The 22,571-nt window shown below is 75.0% G+C and carries 18 protein-coding genes; 12 read left to right on the top strand and 6 right to left on the bottom strand.

Going from position 1 to position 22,571, the window contains the following annotated elements:
* Window positions 1-11 precede the first annotated feature (11 nt).
* A complete protein-coding gene (locus ACI79R_RS01095) occupies window positions 12-1,754 on the bottom strand; it encodes a DUF222 domain-containing protein (protein ID WP_456571724.1) in 1,743 nt (580 codons plus the stop codon).
* 372 nt (window positions 1,755-2,126) lie between these two features.
* On the opposite strand from ACI79R_RS01095, the gene ACI79R_RS01090 reads away from it, so the two are divergent.
* The 4 genes from ACI79R_RS01090 (at window position 2,127) to ACI79R_RS01075 (ending at window position 7,606) form a co-directional block, all read left to right on the top strand.
* Window positions 2,127-3,830, top strand: a complete 1,704-nt coding sequence (locus tag ACI79R_RS01090) for a RecQ family ATP-dependent DNA helicase (RefSeq protein WP_456571723.1) — start codon at window positions 2,127-2,129, stop codon at window positions 3,828-3,830.
* Window positions 3,831-3,942: 112 nt separating this feature from the next.
* Window positions 3,943-5,586, top strand: coding sequence for a carbamoyltransferase family protein (locus ACI79R_RS01085; RefSeq protein WP_456571722.1), 1,644 nt, complete (start codon window positions 3,943-3,945; stop codon window positions 5,584-5,586).
* A 233-nt stretch (window positions 5,587-5,819) separates the two neighbouring features.
* Window positions 5,820-6,266, top strand: coding sequence for a DUF4383 domain-containing protein (locus ACI79R_RS01080; protein WP_456571721.1), 447 nt, complete (start codon window positions 5,820-5,822; stop codon window positions 6,264-6,266).
* A 131-nt stretch (window positions 6,267-6,397) separates the two neighbouring features.
* Window positions 6,398-7,606: an acyl-CoA dehydrogenase family protein gene (locus tag ACI79R_RS01075; protein WP_456571720.1), complete on the top strand. Its 1,209-nt coding sequence runs from the start codon at window positions 6,398-6,400 to the stop codon at window positions 7,604-7,606.
* A 78-nt stretch (window positions 7,607-7,684) separates the two neighbouring features.
* Here ACI79R_RS01075 and ACI79R_RS01070 read toward each other — a convergent pair whose 3' ends face one another.
* Together ACI79R_RS01070 and ACI79R_RS01065 are read right to left on the bottom strand one after the other, a co-directional pair.
* On the bottom strand, window positions 7,685-7,885 hold the full coding sequence (locus ACI79R_RS01070) for a hypothetical protein (protein WP_456571719.1): 201 nt from the start codon (window positions 7,883-7,885) through the stop codon (window positions 7,685-7,687).
* Between the two features lie 78 nt (window positions 7,886-7,963).
* Window positions 7,964-8,155 (bottom strand): hypothetical protein, encoded by a 192-nt coding sequence (locus tag ACI79R_RS01065; RefSeq protein WP_456571718.1) that lies wholly within the window; start codon window positions 8,153-8,155, stop codon window positions 7,964-7,966.
* A gap of 163 nt (window positions 8,156-8,318) precedes the next feature.
* On the opposite strand from ACI79R_RS01065, the gene ACI79R_RS01060 reads away from it, so the two are divergent.
* Window positions 8,319-9,497 carry a hypothetical protein gene (locus tag ACI79R_RS01060; RefSeq protein WP_456571717.1) on the top strand — a complete coding sequence of 393 codons (1,179 nt, stop codon included), beginning with the start codon at window positions 8,319-8,321 and terminating at the stop codon, window positions 9,495-9,497.
* 118 nt (window positions 9,498-9,615) lie between these two features.
* A complete protein-coding gene (locus ACI79R_RS01055) occupies window positions 9,616-10,803 on the top strand; it encodes a fibronectin type III domain-containing protein (RefSeq protein ID WP_456571716.1) in 1,188 nt (395 codons plus the stop codon).
* Between the two features lie 7 nt (window positions 10,804-10,810).
* Here the strand turns inward: ACI79R_RS01055 and ACI79R_RS01050 are convergent, their stop codons facing one another.
* Complete coding sequence (locus ACI79R_RS01050) at window positions 10,811-12,409, bottom strand: LCP family glycopolymer transferase (RefSeq protein WP_456571715.1); 1,599 nt, start codon at window positions 12,407-12,409, stop codon at window positions 10,811-10,813.
* 217 nt (window positions 12,410-12,626) lie between these two features.
* On the opposite strand from ACI79R_RS01050, the gene ACI79R_RS01045 reads away from it, so the two are divergent.
* From ACI79R_RS01045 to ACI79R_RS01020, 6 genes are all read left to right on the top strand, one after another.
* On the top strand, window positions 12,627-13,562 hold the full coding sequence (locus ACI79R_RS01045; protein WP_456571714.1) for an acyl-ACP desaturase: 936 nt from the start codon (window positions 12,627-12,629) through the stop codon (window positions 13,560-13,562).
* 79 nt (window positions 13,563-13,641) lie between these two features.
* The gene (locus ACI79R_RS01040; protein ID WP_456571713.1) at window positions 13,642-14,445 is read left to right on the top strand and encodes an exodeoxyribonuclease III; all 804 of its coding nucleotides are present in this window, start codon (window positions 13,642-13,644) and stop codon (window positions 14,443-14,445) included.
* 39 nt (window positions 14,446-14,484) lie between these two features.
* On the top strand, window positions 14,485-15,570 hold the full coding sequence (locus ACI79R_RS01035; RefSeq protein ID WP_456571712.1) for a spore photoproduct lyase family protein: 1,086 nt from the start codon (window positions 14,485-14,487) through the stop codon (window positions 15,568-15,570).
* 34 nt (window positions 15,571-15,604) lie between these two features.
* Window positions 15,605-16,363, top strand: coding sequence for a peroxide stress protein YaaA (gene yaaA, locus ACI79R_RS01030; protein WP_456571711.1), 759 nt, complete (start codon window positions 15,605-15,607; stop codon window positions 16,361-16,363).
* A gap of 152 nt (window positions 16,364-16,515) precedes the next feature.
* A complete protein-coding gene (locus ACI79R_RS01025; RefSeq protein WP_456571710.1) occupies window positions 16,516-19,098 on the top strand; it encodes a SpoIIE family protein phosphatase in 2,583 nt (860 codons plus the stop codon).
* A 20-nt stretch (window positions 19,099-19,118) separates the two neighbouring features.
* Window positions 19,119-20,531: an amidase gene (locus tag ACI79R_RS01020; protein ID WP_456571709.1), complete on the top strand. Its 1,413-nt coding sequence runs from the start codon at window positions 19,119-19,121 to the stop codon at window positions 20,529-20,531.
* A 126-nt stretch (window positions 20,532-20,657) separates the two neighbouring features.
* Here ACI79R_RS01020 and ACI79R_RS01015 read toward each other — a convergent pair whose 3' ends face one another.
* Window positions 20,658-22,004: a glucose-6-phosphate dehydrogenase gene (locus ACI79R_RS01015; RefSeq protein ID WP_456571708.1), complete on the bottom strand. Its 1,347-nt coding sequence runs from the start codon at window positions 22,002-22,004 to the stop codon at window positions 20,658-20,660.
* Window positions 21,967-22,566 carry a hypothetical protein gene (locus ACI79R_RS01010; RefSeq protein WP_456571707.1) on the bottom strand — a complete coding sequence of 200 codons (600 nt, stop codon included), beginning with the start codon at window positions 22,564-22,566 and terminating at the stop codon, window positions 21,967-21,969. Before ACI79R_RS01010 ends, ACI79R_RS01015 begins: the two co-directional genes overlap by 38 nt.
* Window positions 22,567-22,571 lie beyond the last annotated feature (5 nt).

The raw sequence follows: 22,571 nt of genomic DNA, 5'->3' as shown, positions 1-22,571 counted from the left end.
GTCCCCCTTCCTCAGAAGGGAGCGTCGGCGGCCGCGCCGCCGTCGGATCTCGTCCCGGAGCCGCGCCCGTCGACCGTCAGGAGGTCCCGGATCCACGCCCGGCGCCCGATCGCGTCCAGCGTTCCCCAGTCCGGACGCGCCGCGCTCGGAGCCGTCTCGGCGGTTCCGGTCTCCGTCGGAGCGGTCCCGGCCGGCGCGCTGCCGTCGTCGGTACCGAAGCGCGGGGGGACCGTGGTGATCGTGGTGCCGCCGGGCAGGGTCCACACGAGGCCGCCGTCACCCGACCCGGTCAGCCGCCAGCCCGGCGCCTGGTGCTTCAGGCGGTGGTGGAACTCGCAGAGCCCCTCGAGGTTGTCGTGCGACGTCGGACCATGCGGATGGGGCACCCGGTGGTCGAGGTCGCAGCGGCGGATCCGGGCCCTGCAGCCGGGGAACCGGCAGCGCCGGTCGCGCAGGCGGACGAACCGGTCCAGCGGGTCGGAGGGCCAGTAGCCGGGATTCTCCGCCGGCGGGCCCAACCCCCGCCCGTCGCGGGCGGCCGCACGCAGGGTGGTGACGTCGGCGAGCGCGAGCAGGCATCCGGTGAGCTGGTCGACCATGGCGATGCCGGGCCGCTCGGCCAGCGCGGTGCCCGCGAGCCGTCGCGGCTCCAGCAGGGCGGTCAGCGCCGCCGGGGCCTGGTTCCCACGCTCCCCGGATCCGGCGGATCCGGGCGCAGCGGCGCTCCTGGCGTCGCAGCCGCCCTCGCCGTCCGCGCCAGCGCCTGCTTCTGCCTCGGCTCCCTGGCCCGGCGCCGGCTCCGCGCCCTCGTCAGCGCTCCCGGGCATCTCCGCGCACTGCGGGCGGGGCATCAGCCCCAACGAGTACGCCAGCTCGCGCACCAGCGGCGCGGGCACGGTCTCGCCGTCGACCTCGCCCGGCTCGTCGGCGTCGGGCCCCGAGCCGGCCAGGGTGTCCACCCCGGCCACCAGGGTGAGGAGCACCCGGACCGGCAGCCGCCCCTCGGCGTCGGGTCGCAGGATGAGGTCGGCCAGGCAGTCGGCCATGCGCTCGTCCAGGCTGCGCGGATCGGGGTGCCCGTCGGCGGTCGAGCTGCAGGCCTCGGCGTACGCCCGGAGTGCCTCGTGGCAGGCACGGGCCACCGGGGCCGCCAACACCGCGGTCAGCACCGCCATGCCGTCCTCACCCGGGTGACGGGTCACCCGGCGGTCGCGGACCGCCTGGGCCAGCCGCCGGAGGGCGGCGTCCGCGTCGATCTTCGCGATCGCCCGCCGCGTGCACTCGCGCAACTGGGCGACGGTCTGCCGGGGCGCCCGCGGCAGCACCCGGGCCTCGACAAGCGTCTTCTTCCCCGTGGCGACCGGCCGCAGCAGCTCCACCAGCGCCCGGGCGTGCGTCCAGGAGATGCGGCCGGCCTCGAGCGCGGCGAGCGTGCCCGGCAGCTGCTCCACCAGCTCGATCGACTCGGCGAGCAGCGTGCCGGCGGTGCGCTCCGGCACGCGCAGCCGGGCCGCGACCTCGGCCGCGGCCCACTCACTGACCTCCGACAGCGCCTGCGGCCGCGCCGCTCGGGATGCCTCCGACGCGGCACCGCGCTCCCCGGGCTGCCGGTCCCACGACGACGGCCGGCAGCCGGCGAACGCGGCCAGCGCCCGCACCCGGGCGCCCGCGAGCTGGGCCAGCCCTCGCTCGAGCTCCGCCACCGCGTCGAGCCACTCGGCGCCCTCGTCGAGGAGCCGCGCCCGACCGTCCACCGCCGCCGCCTGCCGGGCCCGGGACCCGGACACCCCGTGCCGGCCATGCACCGCCGTGACGATCCACCGCCCTTGGGGGCGGTACAGCCGCGGCCCGGCCAGCCAGGCGCGGAGGGCAGCCTCCAGCGGCGACGCCGCCGCGCCACCGAGAGCCCCGCATCGGTCGAACGTGTGTTCGATGATACCGGCGGACGAGCCGCCTCACCAGCGAAAACGGATCTGTAGACGGAGCGGGCTCCTGTGGACGGAGCGGCCGCGTCCGCGGTCGCCCGCGGCCAGGATCACCCCATGCACTGGTCGACCCGCTCCGCGCGCCACGCGCCCCCACCCGGGCCTCGTTTGCCGATCACCGGCGGCGGGCAGCGGCACGCGGTGCCACCGACGAGCAACCCCGCGGGCAACTCCGCCTCCGTCCGTACCCGCCGGCTGCGCGAGACCGCTCGCGAGGTGCTGGGCTTCGACGACTTCCGCCCCGGTCAGGAAGAGGCGATGAAGGGGGTGCTCGCCGGCCAGGACACCCTGGGCGTCCTGCCCTCCGGCGCCGGAAAGACGGCGGTCTACCAGGTCGCCGGCCAGCTCCTCGACGGGCCGGTGCTCGTCGTCTCCCCGCTGATCGCCCTGCAGCGCGACCAGGTGCAGCGACTGGAGGAGCTCGACGAGCTGGAGGGCACCCCGGCCCAGCTGAACTCGAGCCTGTCGGCCGGCGACCAGCGCGCCGCCCTCGAGGGCCTGGCGGACGGAACGGTCCGCTACCTGTTCCTGGCGCCGGAGCAGCTGACCAAGCCCGACGTCGTCGAGGCGATCGCCGCGGCCGCCCCCGCGCTGTTCGTCGTCGACGAGGCGCACTGCGTCTCCGCGTGGGGGCACGACTTCCGCCCCGACTACCTGCGGCTGGGCAGCGTCATCGAGCAGCTGGGCCACCCGACGGTGCTGGCGCTCACCGCCACCGCCGCCCCGCCGGTGCGAGCGGAGATCATCGAGCGCCTGGGCATGCGGGATCCGGCCGTGGTGGTGGCCGGCTTCGACCGGCCGGAGATCCGGCTGGAGGTCGAGCAGCACGCCGACGCGCACGGCAAGCACCAGGCGGTCCTCGACCGCGTGCTCGCCGAGGTCGGCGAGGGCCACGTGCCCGGCATCGTCTACAGCGCCACCCGCAAGGGCACCGAGGAGCTCGCCGCCGACCTCACGGAGCGGGGCCTGCGCGCCCGGCCGTACCACGCCGGGCTGCGCAAGGCCGACCGCGAGGACACCCAGCGGGCCTTCATGGACGACGAGCTCGACGTCGTGGTCGCGACGACCGCGTTCGGCATGGGCATCGACCAGCCCGATACCCGGTTCGTCGTCCACGCCGAGCCGGCCGACTCCATCGACAGCTACTACCAGGAGATCGGCCGCGCCGGCCGGGACGGCGAGCCGGCCCTCGCCGTCCTCGTCTACCGGCAGGAGGACCTCGGCCTGCGCCGGTTCTTCGCCGCGGGCGCCCCCGCCGAGGAGGAGCTGCAGCAGGTGGCCGGGCTCGTCGCCGCGGCCCCCGCGGCCGGGCTCGAGGAGGGCATCGACGTCACCCAGTTGCGCGAGGAGACCGGCCGCGCGGCCACTCCCCTGGTGCGGGACCTGAACCTGCTGGAGCAGGTGTCGGCCGTCGTGCTCGACGAGGAGGGCGCCGCCCACCCCGCCGAGGGCGCGCCGCCACCCGGCGAGGCCGCCGCCGCGGCCCGCGAGCTGGCCGAGCACCGGGAGCGGGTCGACCAGAGCCGCGTGGAGATGATGCGCGGCTACGCCGAGACCACCGAGTGCCGGAGGCAGTTCCTGCTCGGGTACTTCGGCGAGCAGCTGGAGCAGCCCTGCGGCAACTGCGACAACTGCTCGGCCGGCCTCTCCGAGGAGCACCCGGCCGACGAGGGCGCCGACACGCCCTTCCCCCCGCAGACCCCGGTCGAGCACAGCGAATGGGGCCCCGGGCTGGTGATGCGCGTGGAGGACGACCGGGTGGTCGTGCTCTTCGACGAGGTCGGCTACAAGACGCTCGCGCTGGCCGCCGTCCTCGAGCACGACCTGCTCCGCGCCCGCACGTGAGCGGCGCGGCTGTCACCCGGTCGGGCTCGCTCGTCCTGCGGAGCGGGCGTCCCGCCGGGAAGATCATCCGCGGACATGCCGGGCACGGCGCCCGGCCGGGAGGAGCAACAGCGTGAAGGTCCTCGGCATCAACGCGATCTACCACGACCCGGCAGCGGCGCTCGTCGTCGACGGGCGGATCGTGGCCGCCGCGGAGGAGGAACGCTTCAGCCGGCGCAAGCACGGCAAGCGCCCCCTGCCGTGGAGCGCGTGGGAGCTGCCCGAGCTCTCGGCGGCCTGGTGCCTGGCCGAGGCCGGCATCCACCCCGAGGAGCTCGACGCCGTCGCCTACTCCTTCGATCCGGCGCTCATGGGGACGCCGGAGGAGTCCGGCCTGTTCGACGACGGCGACGTGATGCGGAAGATGTACGCCGAGAAGGCGCCGGACTTCCTGGCCCACGCCCTCCCCGGCCTCGACCCGGCCAAGGTCCGCTTCGTCAAGCACCACGTCGCGCACGCGGCCTCCGCCGGTCTGGCCGCGCCGACCGCCGACAACTCCGTGCTCGTGCTCGACGGCCGCGGGGAGGCGCACAGCCACCTGGCCGGCCGCTACGTCGACGGGCAGCTCGAGGTGCTCGCCGGTCAGGCGCTGCCCCACTCCCTCGGCCTGCTCTACGAGGACCTCACCGACCACCTCGGCTTCCTGCGCAGCAGCGACGAGTTCAAGGTCATGGCGATGGCCTCCTACGGCAAGCCGCGCTTCCTGGGCGAGCTGTCGGACCTCGTCGTGGCCACCGACGACGGCGGCTTCCGGACGCCGAGGATCGACTTCTCCGAGTTCGCGCCGCGCCTGACCAAGGGCGACGACTGGACGCAGGACCACGCCGACCTCGCCGCCAGCGTCCAGCAGCGCGTCGAGGAGGTGCTGCTCGACCTGGCCCGGTGGCTGCACGCGCAGACCGGCGACCGCACGCTCACCCTCGCCGGCGGCGTCGCCCTCAACTGCGTGGCCAACACCCGCATCTTCGCCGAGACGCCGTTCGAGCACGTGTGGGTGCAGCCGGCCGCCGGTGACGCCGGCACCGCACTGGGCAGCGCCCTGCACGTCGCCCGCGGCCTGGGCGAGACGACCCACCCGATGCCGGGCGCGGACCTCGGGCGCGGCTGGTCCGACGACGAGATCGAGCAGTTCCTCAAGACCGCCGCCATCGACTACGAGCGCCCGCGCGACGTCGCCGACGCGGTGGCGGAGGTCCTCGCGAACAACGGCATCGTCGCCTGGTTCCAGGGCCGCAGCGAGTACGGCCCCCGGGCGCTGGGTCACCGGTCGCTCCTGGCCCACCCCGGCTACGAGGCCAACCTCGAGCGCATGAACAACGTCAAGGGCCGGGAGCAGTTCCGCCCGGTCGCGCCGATGGTGCTCGCCGAGCGGGCCGAGTCGATCTTCAGCCGCGGCCCGATCCCGTCGCGCTACATGCTCTTCGTGCACGACGTCGCCCCCGAGTGGCGCGACCGCATCCCCACGGTCACCCACGTCGACGGCACCGCGCGGATCCAGACCGTCGACCGCGCCGAGGAGCCCCTGGTCGCGCGCATGCTCGAGTGCTTCGAGCGGCGCACCGGCCTGCCCGTCGTGGTGAACACCAGCCTGAACACCGCCGGCCGGCCGATGGTCGACGATCCGCGCGACGCCCTGGAGTGCTTCGGCTCGGCCCCGGTCGACCTGCTCGCGATCGGCCCGTTCGTCATCCGGCGCAGCCGCTCGACGCTCGGCTGACCGAGGTCGGCGACGGGCCGGTTCCCCGGGCGCAACCGGCCCGGTGAACCGCCGGGCCACCGGGCCGCGAACACCTCCTGCGCGGCACGACACCGTTCCGCGCGCCCGCGCCGACCCAGGTGGATCGAGCACAACACGATTAGGTGACGACCGGTTGTCCGCAGGTCAGCAGGGGTAATCCGTCGCTCGGTCCGTCGAGATGGGGCGGAACTCACACCACCACAGGAGGACCCATGTCCACGTCCGGCCACACCCGCTCGGGTGCCGGTGCGGGTGCCCGCGCCTGGCCCCAGCTCCTCGCGCTCGTCTTCGGCGTCGTCTACCTGCTCGTCGGAATCGCCGGCTTCTTCGTGACCGGCTTCGACGACTGGACCGGACGCACCCACGAGGAGCTGCTCGGCTTCGGCGTCGACCCGATCCACAACGTCGTCCACATCCTCATCGGTGTGGCCGGCATCGCCCTGTCCCGCACGCTCGCCGGTGCCCGCACCTACGGCTGGCTGCTCGCCATCGGCTACGGCGCGGTCTTCATCTACGGCCTGTTCGCCATCAACGAGTCGTGGGACTTCCTCAACATCAACGCCGCGGACAACGTGCTGCACATCCTCACCGCCCTCGTCGGCCTGGTCATCGCGCTCGGCCCGGTGAAGACGGCGGTCGACGGCCGCACCCGCGTGTAACCACGGCCCGCCGCGCCGCTCGTCGGTGCGACCGGCACGGAGCCGGGTCCCTCCACGGAGGGGCCCGGCTCCTGCATTTCCGGGGCGACCCCGGTGCGACGCCGGTCACGTCGCCACGTACGTTCCCAGGCATGGACTTCGCCCTCTCCGCCCGAGCCGAGGACGTCTGCGGCCGGATGTGGGACTTCATGCGCGAGCACGTGTTCCCCGCCGAGCCGGTCTACGAGAAGTGGCGTGCCGACCGCGGCTACGACCACGCCCACCCGCCGGTCCTCGAGGAGCTCAAGGCCGAGGCCCGCCGCCGCGGCCTGTGGAACCTGTTCCACCACGAGCACGGTGGGCTGTCCAACCTCGAGTACGCCTCCGTCGCCGAGATCACCGGCTGGTCGCCCACGATCGCCCCGGAGGCGATCAACTGCGCCGCGCCGGACACCGGCAACATGGAGACGCTCATGATGTTCGGCACCCCCGAGCAGAAGGAGCGCTGGCTGCAGCCGCTGCTCGAGGGCGAGATCCGGTCGGGCTTCGCCATGACGGAGCCGGACGTGGCCTCCTCCGACGCCCGCAACATCCAGACCTCGATCCGGCGCGACGGCGACGAGTACGTCATCAACGGCCGCAAGTGGTGGACCAGCGGCGCCGCCGACGAGCGCTGCCAGGTCTTCATCCTGATGGGCAAGACCGACCCCGACGGCGCCCCCCACCGGCAGCAGTCGATGGTCCTCGTCCCGCGGGACACCCCGGGCGTGGAGATCATCCGGCACCTGCCGGTGTTCGGGTACCAGGACCAGCACGGCCACTCGGAGATCGTCTTCAGCGACGTCCGGGTGCCGGTGTCCAACATCCTCGCCGGCGAGGGCGACGGCTTCATGATCGCCCAGGCCCGGCTGGGCCCCGGCCGCATCCACCACTGCATGCGGGCGATCGGCATGGCCGAGCGGGCGCTGACGCTGATGGTGGAGCGGGCGAAGTCCCGCACCGCGTTCGGCCGGACCCTGGCCGAGCAGGGCACGGTCCGCGAGACGATCGCGCAGTCGCGCATGGAAATCGATCAGGCGCGGCTGATGGTGCTCAAGACCGCCGACCTGATCGACAAGCACGGTGCCAAGGGCGCCCGCACGGAGATCGCCGCGATCAAGGTCATCGCGCCCAACGTCGCCTGCGACGTCATCGACCGCGCCATCCAGGTGCACGGTGGCGCCGGGGTCAGTGGCGACACGCCCCTGGCCCGGTTCTACGCCTCGGCGCGCACGCTGCGCATCGCCGACGGCCCCGACGCCGTGCACCTGCGCTCGGTGGCCCGCGAGGAGCTCCAGCGGGAACGGCCCTACTACGGCTGAACCACCCACCGCACGCGTCCGACGGGGCGCCGGACCTGCCCGGTCCGGCGCCCCGTCGGCTCATGGGGCCGGCGCCGGCTAGGGCGAGAGCGTCGAGCCGAACCCGCCGCCGGCGAGCTTGGCCATCAGCTGGGTGGCGTCGAGCCCCAGCGCGGAGAGCGCGTCGCCGTCGCGGTCGGTGTCGATCTCGTCCGGCAGCCGGCCGTCGACCTGGTCGGCCGTGTCGTTGTCACCCTGGGTACGCAACACCTTGAGCAGTTCCTGCTTGTCGAGCTTCACGGGCGCCTCCGTCGGTCGTGGGCTGTACCGCCCGGAGTGTGTTCCCGGTTACCGGTCGCGCGCCACTCGCGCCGGGACTCAGCCCTTGGCCGAGCGCCGCAGCAGGAAGACGCCGGCCGCGCCGTCGATCACCCCGACGACCACCTGGGCGATGCCGACGACCGGCTGACCACTGGCGAACCAGGTCACCGACGACACCAGCAGGACGACGGCGATGCCCAGCACCAGCAGGCCGACGAGCCGCTCCCGACGCGGGTCCCGCGTGACCATCAACCGTTCTCCACCGTCATGCGCGCCTCCGCTCTCCGCTGCGTCGGGTCAGCGTCTCAGACCGGTAACGGCTGGGCGCTCCCGCCCCGGTGGTGACGTAGCGTCACCACCAGGCGCAGAGCCCGGCGGAGCTGCGCGTGTGCCGACTGGATGGGGGCGTCCCGTGAGCGATCCGTACGGTGGCCAGCCCGGCTGGGGCCCGGGGCAGCAGCAGCCCGGCTGGGGGCAGCAGCAACAGCAGCAGCCGGCCTGGGGCCAGCAGCAGCAACCGTCCTGGGGCGGGCAGCCGCAGCAGGCCTGGGGCCCGCAGTACGGCGCGACGCCGCCGGCCGGCCGCTCCCGCAAGGGCCTGTGGTGGTCGCTGGGCGCCCTGCTGCTGGTGCTGGTCGTCGGCGCGGGCGTCACCGTCTTCCTGCTCACCCGCGAGGTCGACCCGCCGACCGGCGTGGCGGCCGCGCTGGACGGCGAATCCGTCGTCGTCAGCTGGCAGGCCGTCGAGGGTGCCACCGAGTACGACGTCTTCCGCGGCGACGAGCAGCTGGGCAGCACCGCCGAGACCAGCTACGTCGACACCGAGGCGCCCGGCGGCACGGAGCTGCGCTACTCCGTCGTCACGGTGGAGGACGGCGACCGCTCCACCGAGGTCGAGACCGACCCCGTCGTCACCCCGGTCGACCCGCCGACCGGCTTCGGCGCCGCGGCCGCCGGGACCGACGTCGAGCTCGCCTGGGACGAGGTGACCGGCGCCGACCGCTACGAGGTCAGCCGGAACGGCGAGCTGCTCGCCGACGACGTCACCGGCACCTCCTACGTCGACGAGGAGGTGCCCCTCGGCGACCACGAGTACCTGCTGACCGCCGTCGACGAGGACGGCGAGGGCAGCACCTCCGAGACCAGCCTGTCCTTCTTCGCCCAGGGGCCGTGGCAGGAGGCCTACCAGATCGGCGAGAACTTCTCCGAGCTCGTCGGCAGCGAGCCCGGCGCGCCCGCCTGGAACGGGGCGACCTGCAGCCCGTCGACCTCCGGCGACACCGCCGCGCTGGTGACCTGCGACTACCCGAACGGCATCTACGTCGAGGTCCTCCAGTTCACCGACGCCACCCAGCGCGACGCCAACACCGCGGCGATCAGCGCGGGCGCCGACCCGGGCCTGTCCGGCACGTGGTCCTACGGCGACGGCCCCGCCGAGGGCGACCTGTTCGTCAGCCCGCCCACCGGTCTGGCGTGGCGGTACCTGACCTTCTACGGCGGGGGGCTGGAGCTGTTCGCCGTGTACGCGGCCTGGGAGGGCCACAGCGGCGACGAGCTGCGTGACGCGTGGTTCGTCAACGCGCCGTTCTGAGCCCGTCCCCCCGGTCGGGGGAACGGGGGTCCGCTCCCCGCCGACGGCCGCCCTTGCCACGTAGCGTGACCTCCGCTCCGCCGGCCGGTGCGGAGGTCACGGGGACGGGGTACCGGGGATGAGCGACGCGCACGGGCAGTGGCGGCCGGAGGGCCCGGCCGGGGGAACGCCCCCGCCGCCGCTGCAGTGGTCCCCCGCGCCGCCGACCTGGGTGCCCGAGCCGCCCACGATCCGGCGGGTGCTGCCCGATCCGCAGTGGCAGCCCCCGGCGCCGGCGCCGGCCCGCCGCTCGCGCCGCAGCCTGTGGTGGACCCTCGGCGCCCTGCTGCTGGCCGCCGCCGTCGCGGCCGGGGTCTTCGTCGTCCTCACCACCCGCGGCCTGGCCGAGCCGGGGGGCCTCACCGCCACCCCGGAGGACGGCGGCGTCCGGCTGACCTGGGAGGCCGTCGACGGTGCCCTGCGCTACGAGGTCTACCGCGGCGAGCGGCTGATCACCGAGACGGAGTCGACCGAGTACCTCGACGAGCAGGCGCCGCCGGCCAGCGAGCAGACCTACGCCGTGCGCGCCGTCGGGGACGACGACGAGCGCTCGGCCCGCGCCGTGGCCGATCCCGTGACCACCCCGCTGGGCCGGCTGGTGGGGCTGGAGGCCACGCTCCAGGGCGCCGACGTGCTGCTCACCTGGGCGGCGCTCGAGGGTGCGGAGAGCTACGAGGTCCGCCGGGACGACGAGCTGCTGGCCGAGGGGCTGACCGAGCCCCGCTACACCGACCAGGTGCCCCCGCTGGGCGAGCACGGCTACGAGGTGACCGCGGTCGACGAGGACGGCGGCGCCGGCAGCTCCTCGTCGGTGGCGGCCATCCAGACCCCCGGACCGTGGCTCGACGACTGGCGGATCGCCGCGGCCTTCCCCGACCTGGTGCCGGAGGAGCCCGGCGGCACCGCCCCCGACGGCGCGGTGTGCACCAGCGGCGTGCCGCAGGGCGCGGCGCGGCTCGTGGTCTGCGACCGCCCCGACGGCCTGCACCTGGAGATCGCCCAGTTCGCCGACGGGGCGCAGCAGGACGCCGCCGTGGAGCGCGTGCGCGACGTCGCCGAGCCGGGCAACCGCACCTGGCTGAGCGCCTCCGGTGACGAGGAGGGCGGCCTGTTCCTCAGCCGGCCCGACAGCCCGGCCCCGTGGCTGTTCCTCACCTTCTGGGACGGCGGCTACGAGCTGTTCGCCGTCCAGGCCACCTGGCCCGGGCACACCCTGGAGGAGCTGCAGACCCGGTGGCTGGCCCAGGCGCCGCTGCGCGACCAGTGACCGGCCGTCAGCTCGCCTTCGACGGCGGCTCGCCGGCGTCGATCGCCGCCTGGGCCTGCGCCGGGTCGTAGGCGCAGGCGTCGCCGACCTCGGTGACCGGCTGCGGGGCCGGCGCCTCCCCCGCCGGTGACGGCGGTGCGGACGGCGGCGGCGTGGTCGTGGGCGTCGTCCCGCCGCCGGAGAGCGCGTCGGCCACGATGGCGCGCATCCGGTCGTAGTCCGGGTACGCCGGGTTGATCAGCGTGTTGTCGAAGACGACGCTGCGCACCTCGGCGTCCTTGACCAGGAAGCCCAGGTCGACGAAGTCCTGCAGGGCCGAGCGGGGGATGTCGGTGGAGACGATGTCCTGCGTGGTGGCGGCCAGCTCCTGGTAGCTCTCCAGCAGGGTGACCGGATCGGCGGCGTCGATGATCGCGTCGATGGTGCAGCGCTGGCGGGCCATCCGGTCGTAGTCGGTCAGCCCGAACCGGCCGCGGGCGAACTGCAGCGCCCGCTCGCCGTCCATCAGCTGGTCGGGACCGGGGTCGATGTAGTCGTCGGGGAGCTCACCGGTGCCCGGGTCGCCGTTGATCGGCACGTAGTAGTTGACGTTCACGGTGATCCCGCCGAGGGCGTCGACCAGCCGCGCGAAGCCGTCGAGGTTGACCAGCACGAAGTAGTCGATGTGCAGGCCCAGGGCCTCCCCGACGCCGAGCTTGAGGAAGTCGGCGCCCGGGTCGTCGGTCGGGCCGAGGATGTCGGGGTACATCGCCGGGCCGTTGCGGTAGACGGCGTTGAGCAGGCTCTCGCTCTCGCTGCCGGCGTCGAAGCCGTCGGGGTAGACCTCGGCCAGGGGGCTGTCGGCCGGGAACGGCAGCTCCTCGAGGTTGCGGGGCAGGCTGAACAGCGTGGTGTCGCCCGTGCTGGTGTCGATGCTGGCGACGATCACCGTGTCGGTGCGCACGCCCTCACGGCCCGCGCCGCCGTCGCCGCCGAGCAGCAGCACGTTGACCCGCTCCTGGTCGCCGAACGGGTCGGGGACGTCCTCGACGGTCGCCGACTGGCGATCGTCGGCGAAGACGTCCTCGATGAGGCCGCGCTGGGCGACCGCGACGGTGCCGACGCGGTAGGCCGGATAGGCGATGCCGGCGACCAGCAGCGCCACGAGCAGCCCGCCGACGGCGTGCCGGCCGGCGGAGGTCCGGCGCGGGGTCAGGCACAGGTACTGCAGGACGACGGCCCCCGCCCACAGCACCGCGACCGCGACGAGGACGCCGAGCAGCCAGTTCAGCTGCTGCGGGTCGACCGCGATGCCGATCGCCGTCCGCCGGCCGGCCGTGGCCAGCCAGATCCCGGCGCCGACCAGGGCGAGGAAGAGCACGAGCACCGCGGCGCCGGTCCTGCGCCAACCGGCGGCCAGGAAGCCGGTGCCCGGGACGACGGCGCCGGCGACGGTCCACCCCAGCACCGCGCCCAGGCCCCGCCGCCGTCCGTCGCCGGCGCTGCGCCGCTCCGGGCCGTCGTCGGCGTCCCCGCGGTCGGAGCCGGCACCGCGCGGGGGTGGCGGGGGCGGCAGTGACGAGCGCGGCGACCCGATCGGTCGGGTCGCGTCGTCCGCATCGCTCACGCGCGGACTCCGGTCCGCAGGGCGGTCATCGGACCATCGTCCCATCCGAGGTGGCCCGGGAGGCGCGCTGCGGACGCCGGCGCCGGACGGCGACCTGATCACGCGCACCGTCCGCCACACCCGCGCGTGACACCGGTCGGACGGGGAACCCACAGGGGGCCGCCGGCGTCGTCCCGGGAGGGACCGGCCGGCCCCGCCCCGAGCCCCGGAGGTCCCCATGTCCCAGACGTCGGCGCAGGCAGCGGTCCTGATCGAGCTGGAGCCGGTCGTCGCGCAGAACCTCGACCGGCACATCGGCACGGCCAAGGAGTGGCACCCGCACGACTACGTGCCGTGGTCGGAGGGGCGGGACTTCGCCTTCCTCGGCGGCGAGGACTGGGCTCCGGAGCAGTCGCGGCTCGACGAGACGGCGAAGGCCGCGATGGTGACCAACCTGCTCACCGAGGACAACCTGCCCAGCTACCACCGGGAGATCGCCACCCGGTTCGGCCGGGACGGCGCCTGGGGGCAGTGGGTCGGCCGCTGGACGGCGGAGGAGAACCGGCACGGCGTGGCGCTGCGCGACTACCTGGTGGTGACCCGCGGCGTCGACCCCGTGGAGCTGGAGCGGGCCCGGATGGACTACATGACCGCCGGCTACGACTCCGGGGACAAGACCCCGCTGGAGGCGCTGGCCTACGTCTCCTTCCAGGAGCTGGCCACCCGTGTCTCGCACCGCAACACCGGGCGGGCCACCGGCGATCCGGTCGCCGACCGGCTGCTCGCCCGCATCGCCACGGACGAGAACCTGCACATGGTCTTCTACCGCAACCTCATGGCCGCGGCGTTCGACATCGACCCGGACCTCGCGATGCAGGCGGTGACCACGGAGGTCGTCGGGTTCGAGATGCCCGGCGCGACGATGGCGAACTTCCGGCGGAACTCCATGCTGATCGCCAAGGCCGGCATCTACGACCTGCGGCTGCACCACGACGAGGTGGTCAGCCCGGTGCTGCGCGCCTGGCGGGTGTTCGACCGCACCGACCTCGGCCCGGCCGGGGAGAAGGCGCGGGAGGAGCTCGCCGCGTTCCTCGCGGGGCTGGACGCGCAGGCGACCCGGTTCGTGGAGAACCGGGAGCGGTCCCGCGCCCGCGCGGCGGCGCGAGCGGAGTAGGAGGGCGCGGAAGACGCTCCCGTGGCACTCCACTGGGGCACCTGGCCGCGGTGTCGGCCGGTGGGCCGACAATGCCGTCGTGCGACTGGCCACCTGGAACGTGAACTCCATCCGCACCCGCGCCGACCGCGTCGCCGCCTGGCTGCAGCGCTCGGACGTCGACGTCCTGGCGCTGCAGGAGACGAAGTGCCGCGACGACCAGTTCCCCGAGATGGTGTTCAGCGCGCTCGGCTACGAGGTGGCCCACGTCGGGCACTCGCAGTGGAACGGCGTCGCGATCCTGTCCCGGATCGGGCTGGACGACGTCGAGGTGGGCTTCCCCGGCATGCCGACCTGGTCGGCGAAGGAGGGGCAGGAACCCGCCGCCGAGGCCCGGGCGCTCGGCGCGACCTGCGGCGGCACCCGCGTGTGGAGCCTGTACGTGCCCAACGGCCGCACGCTGACCGATCCGCACTACGAGTACAAGCTGCGCTGGCTCGAGGCGCTGCGCACCAGCGCGGCCGGCTGGCTGGCGGCCGCGCCGGAGCTGCCGGTGGCGCTCGTCGGCGACTGGAACATCGCCCCGCAGGACGACGACGTGTGGGACATGTCGGTGTTCAGCCACTCCACGCACGTCTCCGCACCGGAGCGGGAGGCGTTCCGCGCCGTCGTCGACGCCGGGTTCGCCGACGTCGTCCGGCCGCACGCGCCGGGGCCCGGGGTCTACACCTACTGGGACTACACGCAGCTGCGCTTCCCGCGCCGCGAGGGCATGCGGATCGACTTCGTGCTCGGCTCCCCCGCCCTGGCCGCCCGGGTGACCGGCGCCCGCATCGACCGCGAGGAGCGCAAGGGCAAGGGCGCGAGCGACCACGCGCCGGTGGTGGTGGACCTCACCGAGTAGGCGGGTCCGGCCGGCGGCCGGCCGGTGTTGTACGAGGTGATGACCGCTCCCGCGCTCGCCCCCTCCCGCCTCTGGACGCCGTCCCGCGTCCTCGTCACCCGCTCCGCCGCCGAGCGGCCGCACGGCCGGCGGATCCTCGACCGGCTGTCCGCCGCCGGCGTCTCCGACGTCGAGCTGCTCCGCGGCGACCGGTTGCCGAACCTGCGCGGGGACGGCGACCGCGCGGCGTTCATGCGGGCCAAGGACACCCTCGCCGTGGTCGTCGGCGCGCCGTCCCGGCGCAGCCTGCAGCCGATCCCGCCGTCGGCGGACTGGCGGTTCGACCTGGCCGAGGGCTGCCCCGCCCACTGCCAGTACTGCTACCTCGCCGGCTCGCTGTCCGGCCCGCCGGTCACCCGCGTGTTCGCCGACCTCGACGAGGTGCTCGACGGCCTGGACGGCTACGTCGGCCGCGGCGCGGTCACCTCGGGCACCGTCGAGCGCGGCGGCGAGGGGACGACGTTCGAGGCCTCCTGCTACACCGACCCCCTGGCCATCGAGCACCTGACCGGCGGGCTGGCCGCGGCGATCGCCCATTTCGGGACGCACGACTGGGCGGGCCCGGTGCAGCTGCGGGCGACCACCAAGTTCGACGACGTCGCCGGCCTGCTCGACCTCCCGCACGGCGGCCGCACCCGGCTGCGGTTCTCGGTGAACGCGGCGGCCGTCGCCCGCCGGTTCGAGGGCGGCACCGCTCCGGTGCCCGGCCGGCTGGCCGCGCTCTCGGCGGTGGCCGGCGCCGGCTACCCGGTCGGCGTCACGATCGCGCCGATCATGCCGGTGGAGGGCTGGCGCGAGGGCTACGGCGAGCTGCTCGACGGCATCGCCGCCGCGCTGCCGGCCGGTGCCGACCTGACCGTCGAGTGCATCACCCACCGGTTCACGCCGGGCTCGAAGAGCACGCTGCTGGACTGGTACCCCCGCACCCGGCTCGAGATGGACGAGGCCCGGCGGACGACCAAGCGCGGCAAGTACGGGGCGGTCAAGCACGTGTACCCGCGGGAGACGATGACCGAGCTGCGCTCCTGGTTCGAGCGCGAGATCGACGCCCGGCTGCCCGGCGCGCGGCTCCTCTACTGGACCTGAGGGCGGGCACCGGGCCCACGTAGGCTGGCGCCCCGTGCTCGTCCTGCTCCCCCCGTCCGAGACCAAGCACCCCGGCGGGGGCGGCGGCCCGCTCGACCTCGCCGCCCTCTCCTCCCCCGAGCTCACCGGGCCGCGGGCCCGCCTGGTCGACGCGCTGGTCGAGCTCGCCGGAGACCTCCCGGCCGCCCGCGCCGCGCTGGGCCTCTCCCCCCGCCAGGACGGCGAGATCGCGCTCAACGCGGCGCTGCGGACCAGCCCCACCCTGCCGGCGATCGAGCGCTACACCGGCGTCCTCTACGACGCCCTGGACGTCCGATCGCTGACCCGGGCCCAGCGTGCCCGCGCCGACCGGCGGCTGGCCGTCGGCTCGGCGCTGTTCGGCCTGGTGCGCGCGGGCGACCCGATCCCCGCCTACCGGCTGTCGGCCGGATCGGCCCTGCCGGGCCTGCCCACCCTGCGCTCGCTGTGGCGCCCGGCGCTCGGCCCGGTGCTCGCGGCGGTCGACGACCTCGTCGTCGACCTGCGCAGCGGGTCCTACGCCGCGCTCGCGCCGGTGCCGGGGGCGGTGACCGTCGACGTGCTCAGCGAGCGCCCCGACGGCACCCGGTCGGTGGTCAGCCACTTCAACAAGGCGCACAAGGGCCGGGTGGCGCGGCTGCTGGCCACCACGACGGCCGAGCCGGCCGACGTCGTCCGTCTCCGGGCACTGCTCCGGCGGGCGGGGTTGCACGTGGAACACGACGGCGGCACCGCGCTCACCCTCGTCGTCCCCGCCGACGCCGTGGCGTCGTAACGGTCACTAAGCGTCACGGGCGTAGTGACTTCCGTCGGATCGGTTGCCCGCAACGCGCATGCCGTGTCATAACTGACGCGTCGCGTCGCGATCGAGACGGGGTCCGCGACCATCTGCCCGCCACCACGGCCCTCGCCGGACAGGGAGCACGAGTGACGGAGTCCGCGACGGGCGGGCGCGCCTTCGCAGCGGAGCTGCGGGCCGACCGCCATCGCGTCCTCGCCGCCCGGCGGCTGCGGCCGGCCGACGCCGGCGTGCGCGCCCTCGACCGGCTGGCCGAGCTCGCCGCCCGGCTGCTCGGCACGCCGTCCGGCCAGGTCGCGCTGCTCGAGGACGTCCAGGTGGTCGCCGGCGGCGCCGGGCTGGCCCCCGGCGCGGTCGGCGGCGAGAGCCCGCTGGAGGACTCGCTGTGCTCGGTCACCGCGGCCGGTGGCGTCGACCTGGTCGTCGGCGACGCGCCGTCCGACGACCGGGTGCGCGAGCTGCCCCCGGTCACGTCCGGGCAGGTCGGCTCCTACCTCGGGACGCCCCTCACCGGTGACTCCGGTGCCGTGGTGGGCGCCCTCTGCGTGTTCAGCCCGGGGCCGCGGACCTGGTCGGACACCGACGTCGCCACCCTCCGGCAGCTGGCCGCCTCGGTGGTGACCGAGCTGGAGCTCGCCGCGCTGACCGGCGAGTACGAGAACGACCGGGTGCGCCACCGGCTGGCCGCCGAGGCCGCCGGCGTGGGCACCTTCGACTGGGACCTGCGCACCGGCGAGCTGGTGTGGGACGCGCGGCTGATCCGGATGTTCGGCTACTCCCCCGAGACCTTCGACTCGACCATCGACGCCTTCAACGAGCGGCTGCACCCCGACGACCTCGTCCGGGTCACCGAGGCCCTGCGGGCGAGCATCGACACCCTCGGGGACTACGAGGCCGAGTACCGCGTCGTCCTCCCCGACGGCAGCACCCGCTGGGTCCAGGCGCGCGGACGCACCCTGGCCGACGACAACGGCACGGCGATCCGCGTGCTCGGGGTCGCCTACGACACCACCGAGGCGCGCGCGGTCGACTTCCGCGTCGCGCGGGTGCTGGAGTCCATGCCGGCCGGCTTCTACTCCCTCGACCACGAGTGGCGCTTCACCCACGTCAACGCCGAGGCCGAGCGGTTGCTGGGCCGCACGCGCGAGGAGCTGCTCGGCCGGGTGCTGTGGGAGGCCTTCCCCGCCGCCGTGAACAGCGCCTTCGAGGACAGCTACCGGGAGGCGGTGCGCACCGGGCGCCCGGTGTCCTTCGACGCCCACTACCCCGCTCCGCTGAACGGCTGGTACGAGCTGCGCGCGTGGCCGAGCCCGGAGGGCCTGTCGGTCTACTTCCTCGAGGTCACCGAGCGCCGGAAGGTGCAGGACCGCGCCGAGCAGGCCGCCCAGCGCCTGGCGCTGCTCGCCCAGGTCAGCGCCGAGCTCGCCGGCAGCCTCGACGCGCAGGTGGCGATCACCCGGCTGCCGCGGCTCGTGGTCCCGGCGCTCGCGGACTGGTGCATCGTCACGGTCGTCGACGAGGACGGCCGGCCCCGGGACGTCGGCTCGTGGCACACCGACCCGGCGATGCGCGGGCTGGTGGAGCGCTACGCCGCCGGCCGGCTCGACGTCATGCCCATGACCGGGCCGGTGCCCCGCGCGCTGCTGACCGGCGAGCCGGTGGCCGCGCCCGCGACCGACGTCCTGGCCCTGCTGCCGCCGGGCGAGGTCCGCGACGTGCTGACGGCGCTGCGCCCCGGCGGCGGCATCGCGCTCCCGCTGCGCGGACGGGGCCGGACGCTGGGCGTCCTGAGCCTGTTCCACCGTAAGGGCTGGCAGCCGCGCCAGGAGGACCTCGCCGCGGCCCAGGACGTCGCCGACCGCGCCGGGCTGGCGCTGGACAACGCCCGGCTGTACGCGCAGCAGCAGCAGCTGGCCGAGGGGCTGCAGCGCAGCCTGCTCACCGAGCCGCCGGAGCCCGATCACGCCGAGATCGCGGTGCGCTACCTGCCCGCGGCCGAGGCCGCCCGCGTCGGCGGCGACTGGTACGACGCCTTCCTGCAGCCGGGCGGGGCCACGATGCTGGTCATCGGGGACGTCGTCGGGCACGACACCGCGGCGGCCGCGGCCATGGGCCAGCTGCGCGGCCTGCTCCGGGGCATCGCGACCTACAGCGACGCCGCGCCGGCCGAGGTGCTGCGCGGCCTGGACGCCTCGATGGCCGTGCTCGACACCCGGGTGCTGGCCACCGCGGCCGTCGCCCGCTTCGAGCAGACCCCCGACGAGCTCGCCCGCGGCGTGACCCGGATGCGGTGGGCCAACGCCGGGCACCTGCCCCCGCTGGTGATCAACCCCGACGGCAGCGTGGCCGAGCTGGCGTCGTGGAAGGGCGACCTGCTGCTGGGCGTGGATCCCGGGGCCCGCCGGCTGGAGTCGGTGGTGACCCTCGACCGCGGCGCGACCGTGCTGCTCTACACCGACGGCCTGGTGGAGCGGCGCGACGCCGACCTCGACGCCGGCATGGTCCGGCTGCGCGAGGCGCTCCTGGAGTGCGCCGGGCTGCCGCTGGAGCAGCTGCTGGACGAGGTGCTCGAGCGACTCGTGGACGGCCGCCCGGAGGACGACGTCGCCCTGGTCGCCGTCCGGCTGCACCGGCAGGACCGGCCGCGACCGGTCGAGGCCGGCCCGAACGTCGTGCCCGACGTCGTCCCCCCGGACCTCGCGAGCTCCTGAACCTCTGCCAGGCTCGGGCGGTGAGCGACGACCTCTGCCTGCGCCCCGCGACCGAGCTGGCCGCCCTGCTGCGCACCCGGGAGCTCTCGGCCCGCGAGCTGCTGGAGGCCCACCTCGAGCGGATCGAGCGGGTGGACCCGGCGGTCAACGCGATCGTCACCCTCGACGCCGAGGGCGCCCGTGCCGCCGCGGACGCCGCCGACGCGGCGCTGGCCGGCGGCGAGCCGGTCGGCCCGCTGCACGGCCTGCCGGTGGCCCACAAGGACACCCACGCGACCGGCGGGATGCGCACGACCTGGGGCTCGCCGCTGCACGCCGACACGGTGCCCGAGCGCGACGAGCTCGTGGTGGAGCGGCTGCGCCGGGCCGGCGCCATCCGGATCGGCAAGACCAACGTGCCGGAGTTCGCCGCCGGCTCGCACACCTTCAACACCCTGTTCGGCGCCACCCACAACCCGTACCGGCACGGGCTGTCGGCGGGCGGGTCCAGCGGCGGGGCCGCCGCCGCGCTGGCTGCGGGGCTCGTGCCGCTGGCCGAGGGCAGCGACATGGGCGGCTCGCTGCGCAATCCGGCGGCCTTCTGCAACGTCGTGGGCCTGCGCCCGACGCCGGGCCGGGTGCCCACCTGGCCCGCGCCGCTGGCCTGGTCGACGCTGTCGGTGCAGGGCCCGATGGGCCGCACCGTCGCCGACGTCGCCCTCACGCTCTCCGCCCTGGCCGGCCCGGACCGGCGGGTGCCGATCGCCCTGGACGACGACGGCGCCGGGTTCGCCGCTCCCCTGCCGACGGAGCTGACCGGCCTACGCGTGGCCTGGGCGCCCGACCTGGGGGGCCGGGTGACCGTCGACCCCGCCGTGACCGCCACGCTCACCGCGTCGCTGGGCGTCTTGGCCGACCTCGGCGCGACGGTCGAGGAGGACTGCCCCGACCTGGGCGGCGCCGACGAGGTGTTCGGCACCCTGCGCGCCTGGCTGTTCGAGGCCTCGTTCGGGGAGATCTCCCGCCGCTCGCCGGAGCAGGTCAAGGAGTCCATCCGCTGGAACGCCGAGATGGGGGCACGGCTGACCGGGGCCGACGTCGCCCGGGCCGAGCAGCTGCACACGCAGCTGTACGAGCGGGTCGTCGGGTTCTTCGACCGCTACGACGTTCTCCTGGCACCGACCACCCAGGTGCTGCCCTTCCCCGTCCAGCAGGAGTACCCCACCGAGATCGCCGGCGTCCGGCTGGACAACTACCTGGAGTGGATGCGCTCCTGCACGCTGATCTCGGCCACCGGCTGCCCCGCGCTGTCGGTGCCGGGCGGGTTCACGCCCGACGGGCTGCCGGTGGGCCTGCAGGTGATCGGCCCGCCGCGGGCCGACCGGCGGGTGCTCGAGGTGGGGCACGCGTTCGAGCAGGCGACCGGCTTCGGCCGGCGCCACCCCGACCTCTGACGCCGTCTACGGCTCTCTAGCGGCAGGACGAGACAGGCGCAGACAGGTGCATCGAGGCGGCTACCGCCGTCTGGCGCCGTCTGGCCGCCTGGCTAGACGGCGCTAGAGATCCGCAGACGGACCTCGCTACGGCCCGTCCGACCCGGCCGGGTACTCCTGCAGCGGCACCTCCCCCGCCTCCCACGCGGCGAGGATCGGCTCGACGATCCGCCAGCACTCCTCGGCCTCGGTGTCGCTGATCGAGAGGGTGGTGTCGCCCGCCAGCAACTCCCGCAGGAGCAGCCCGTAGGCCGACAGCCGGGCCGGGGGCAGGTCGAAGTCCAGCGCGCGGCGCTCGAGGTCGAAGGGGTCCCCGGCGCCGTTGACGTTGATCTCCAGCGAGACGGCGTCGGGGTCCAGCCGCAACCGGAGGACGTCGGGCTCGGCCGGCTCGGCGAACGGCACGTGCGGCGCCGGCCGGAAGCGGAGGACGATCTCGTGCCGGTCCGCGCCCAGGGCCTTGCCCGAGCGCAGCCGGAACGGAACCCCGCGCCAGCGGTCGTGGTCGATGGTCACCGTGTACTCGGCGAGGGTCTCGGTGCCGCGGGCGGGGTCCACGCCCTCCTCGGCGGCGTAGTCGGGCAGCTCGCGACCGGCCACGGTGCCGGCCGTGTAGCGGGCGCGGAGGGTGTCCCGGGCCATGTCCTCCGGGGCGCGCACCGCGCGCAGCACCGCGGTCCTGGCCGCCGCCAGGCTGGGCCCGTCGACGGCGGCCGGCGGCTCCATCGCCACGACCGCGAGCTGCTGCAGCAGGTGGTTCTGCAGCATGTCCCGCAGGGCGCCGGCGGTGTCGTAGTAGCCGGCCCGCCCCTCGAGCCCGAGGGTCTCGTCGAAGACGATGTCCACCCGCTCGACGTGCTCGGCGTTCCACAGCGGCTCGAACACCCGGTTGGCGAACCGGAGCCCGAGGATGTTGAGGACGGTGGGCATGCCGAGGAAGTGGTCGGTGCGGAACACCCGTTCCTCGGGCACCAGCCGGTGCAGGACGGCGTTGAGCCGTACCGCGTCGGCCCGGTCGCGGCCGAACGGCTTCTCCACGGCGACGACGGCGCCCTCGGGGAGCCCGGCCTCCTCCAGTGCCTCCAGGGTGGGCAGGAAGACCGTGTTGGGCAGCGCCAGGTAGAGCACCGGCGCGGTCCCGGCGCGCTCGAGCGCCCGGCCCAGGTCGCCGGCGTCGGTGACGTCGCCCTCCACGTGGGACAGCCGGTCCAGCACCGCCTGCCGGACGTCCTCGGGCACGCGGCCGCCGTGCTCGGCCAGCCGGTCGGCGGCCCAGCCGCGGTACTCGCCGTCCGACCACTCCTCCCGGCTGACGGCGAGCACCGCCAGCCCGTCATCGAGGTCGCCGGAGCCGCAGAGCTCCGCGAGGCCGGGCAGCAGCAGCCGGCCGGTCAGGTCACCGGTGCCGCCGAGGACGACGAGCGTGCGTGTCACCCGGGCTGGCTGCCCATCCGTCGCACGTCCGAACCGGGGCGTTCCACCACCGCCTCCGCCGGCGGACGGCGCAGCAGGCGACGGCCCGGCGGAATGCCCGGCGAGGGCTCCCAGCAGATCTCCTCACCGGTGTCGGCCAGCCGCCACACCGAGACCGGCCGCCGTCCCCACCGGTCCACGTGCGCCGCTCGACCGGCCGGGCGAGCTGCGCGGCGAACCAGGCGTGCGCCTCGTCGGCCAGGGTCGCCGGGGTCCGCGACGCCCCGGCGAGGTCGACCTCCTCGAAGAGGTCCAGGGTGTATCCCCACGTCTCCCACGTCACCGCCCGGAACGGCCGGGCCACGTCCACGCCGACCTGGAGGGTCGGCCGGGCCTGCGTCGCCGTCAGGCCGGGGACCTCGACCACCACCGCCAGGCAGTCGAGGCGCTCGCAGACCTCCGCGCGGGTGGCCGTCGACGGTGCGTCGGCCAGGCCCCGCTCCGTGCACGCCGCCCGCAGCCGCGCGAGGAACGCCTCGTCGGCATCGCCGCGCCCCCGTCCGGCGAACCAGGGACCGGACACCGCCG

The sequence above is a fragment of the Blastococcus sp. SYSU D00820 genome, assembly GCF_054050695.1.
Note: the sequence above shows the minus strand (reverse complement) of the source record. Positions and strands in the feature narration are given on the sequence as shown.

Coding starts and splice junctions, on each gene's coding strand:
- ACI79R_RS01080 (WP_456571721.1), top strand. CDS start 5,820: ATGTCCACGTCCGGCCACACCCGCTCGGGTGCCGGTGCGGGTGCCCGC.
- ACI79R_RS01075 (WP_456571720.1), top strand. CDS start 6,398: ATGGACTTCGCCCTCTCCGCCCGAGCCGAGGACGTCTGCGGCCGGATG.
- ACI79R_RS01045 (WP_456571714.1), top strand. CDS start 12,627: ATGTCCCAGACGTCGGCGCAGGCAGCGGTCCTGATCGAGCTGGAGCCG.
- ACI79R_RS01065 (WP_456571718.1), bottom strand. CDS start 8,155: ATGGTCACGCGGGACCCGCGTCGGGAGCGGCTCGTCGGCCTGCTGGTG.
- ACI79R_RS01035 (WP_456571712.1), top strand. CDS start 14,485: ATGACCGCTCCCGCGCTCGCCCCCTCCCGCCTCTGGACGCCGTCCCGC.
- ACI79R_RS01055 (WP_456571716.1), top strand. CDS start 9,616: ATGAGCGACGCGCACGGGCAGTGGCGGCCGGAGGGCCCGGCCGGGGGA.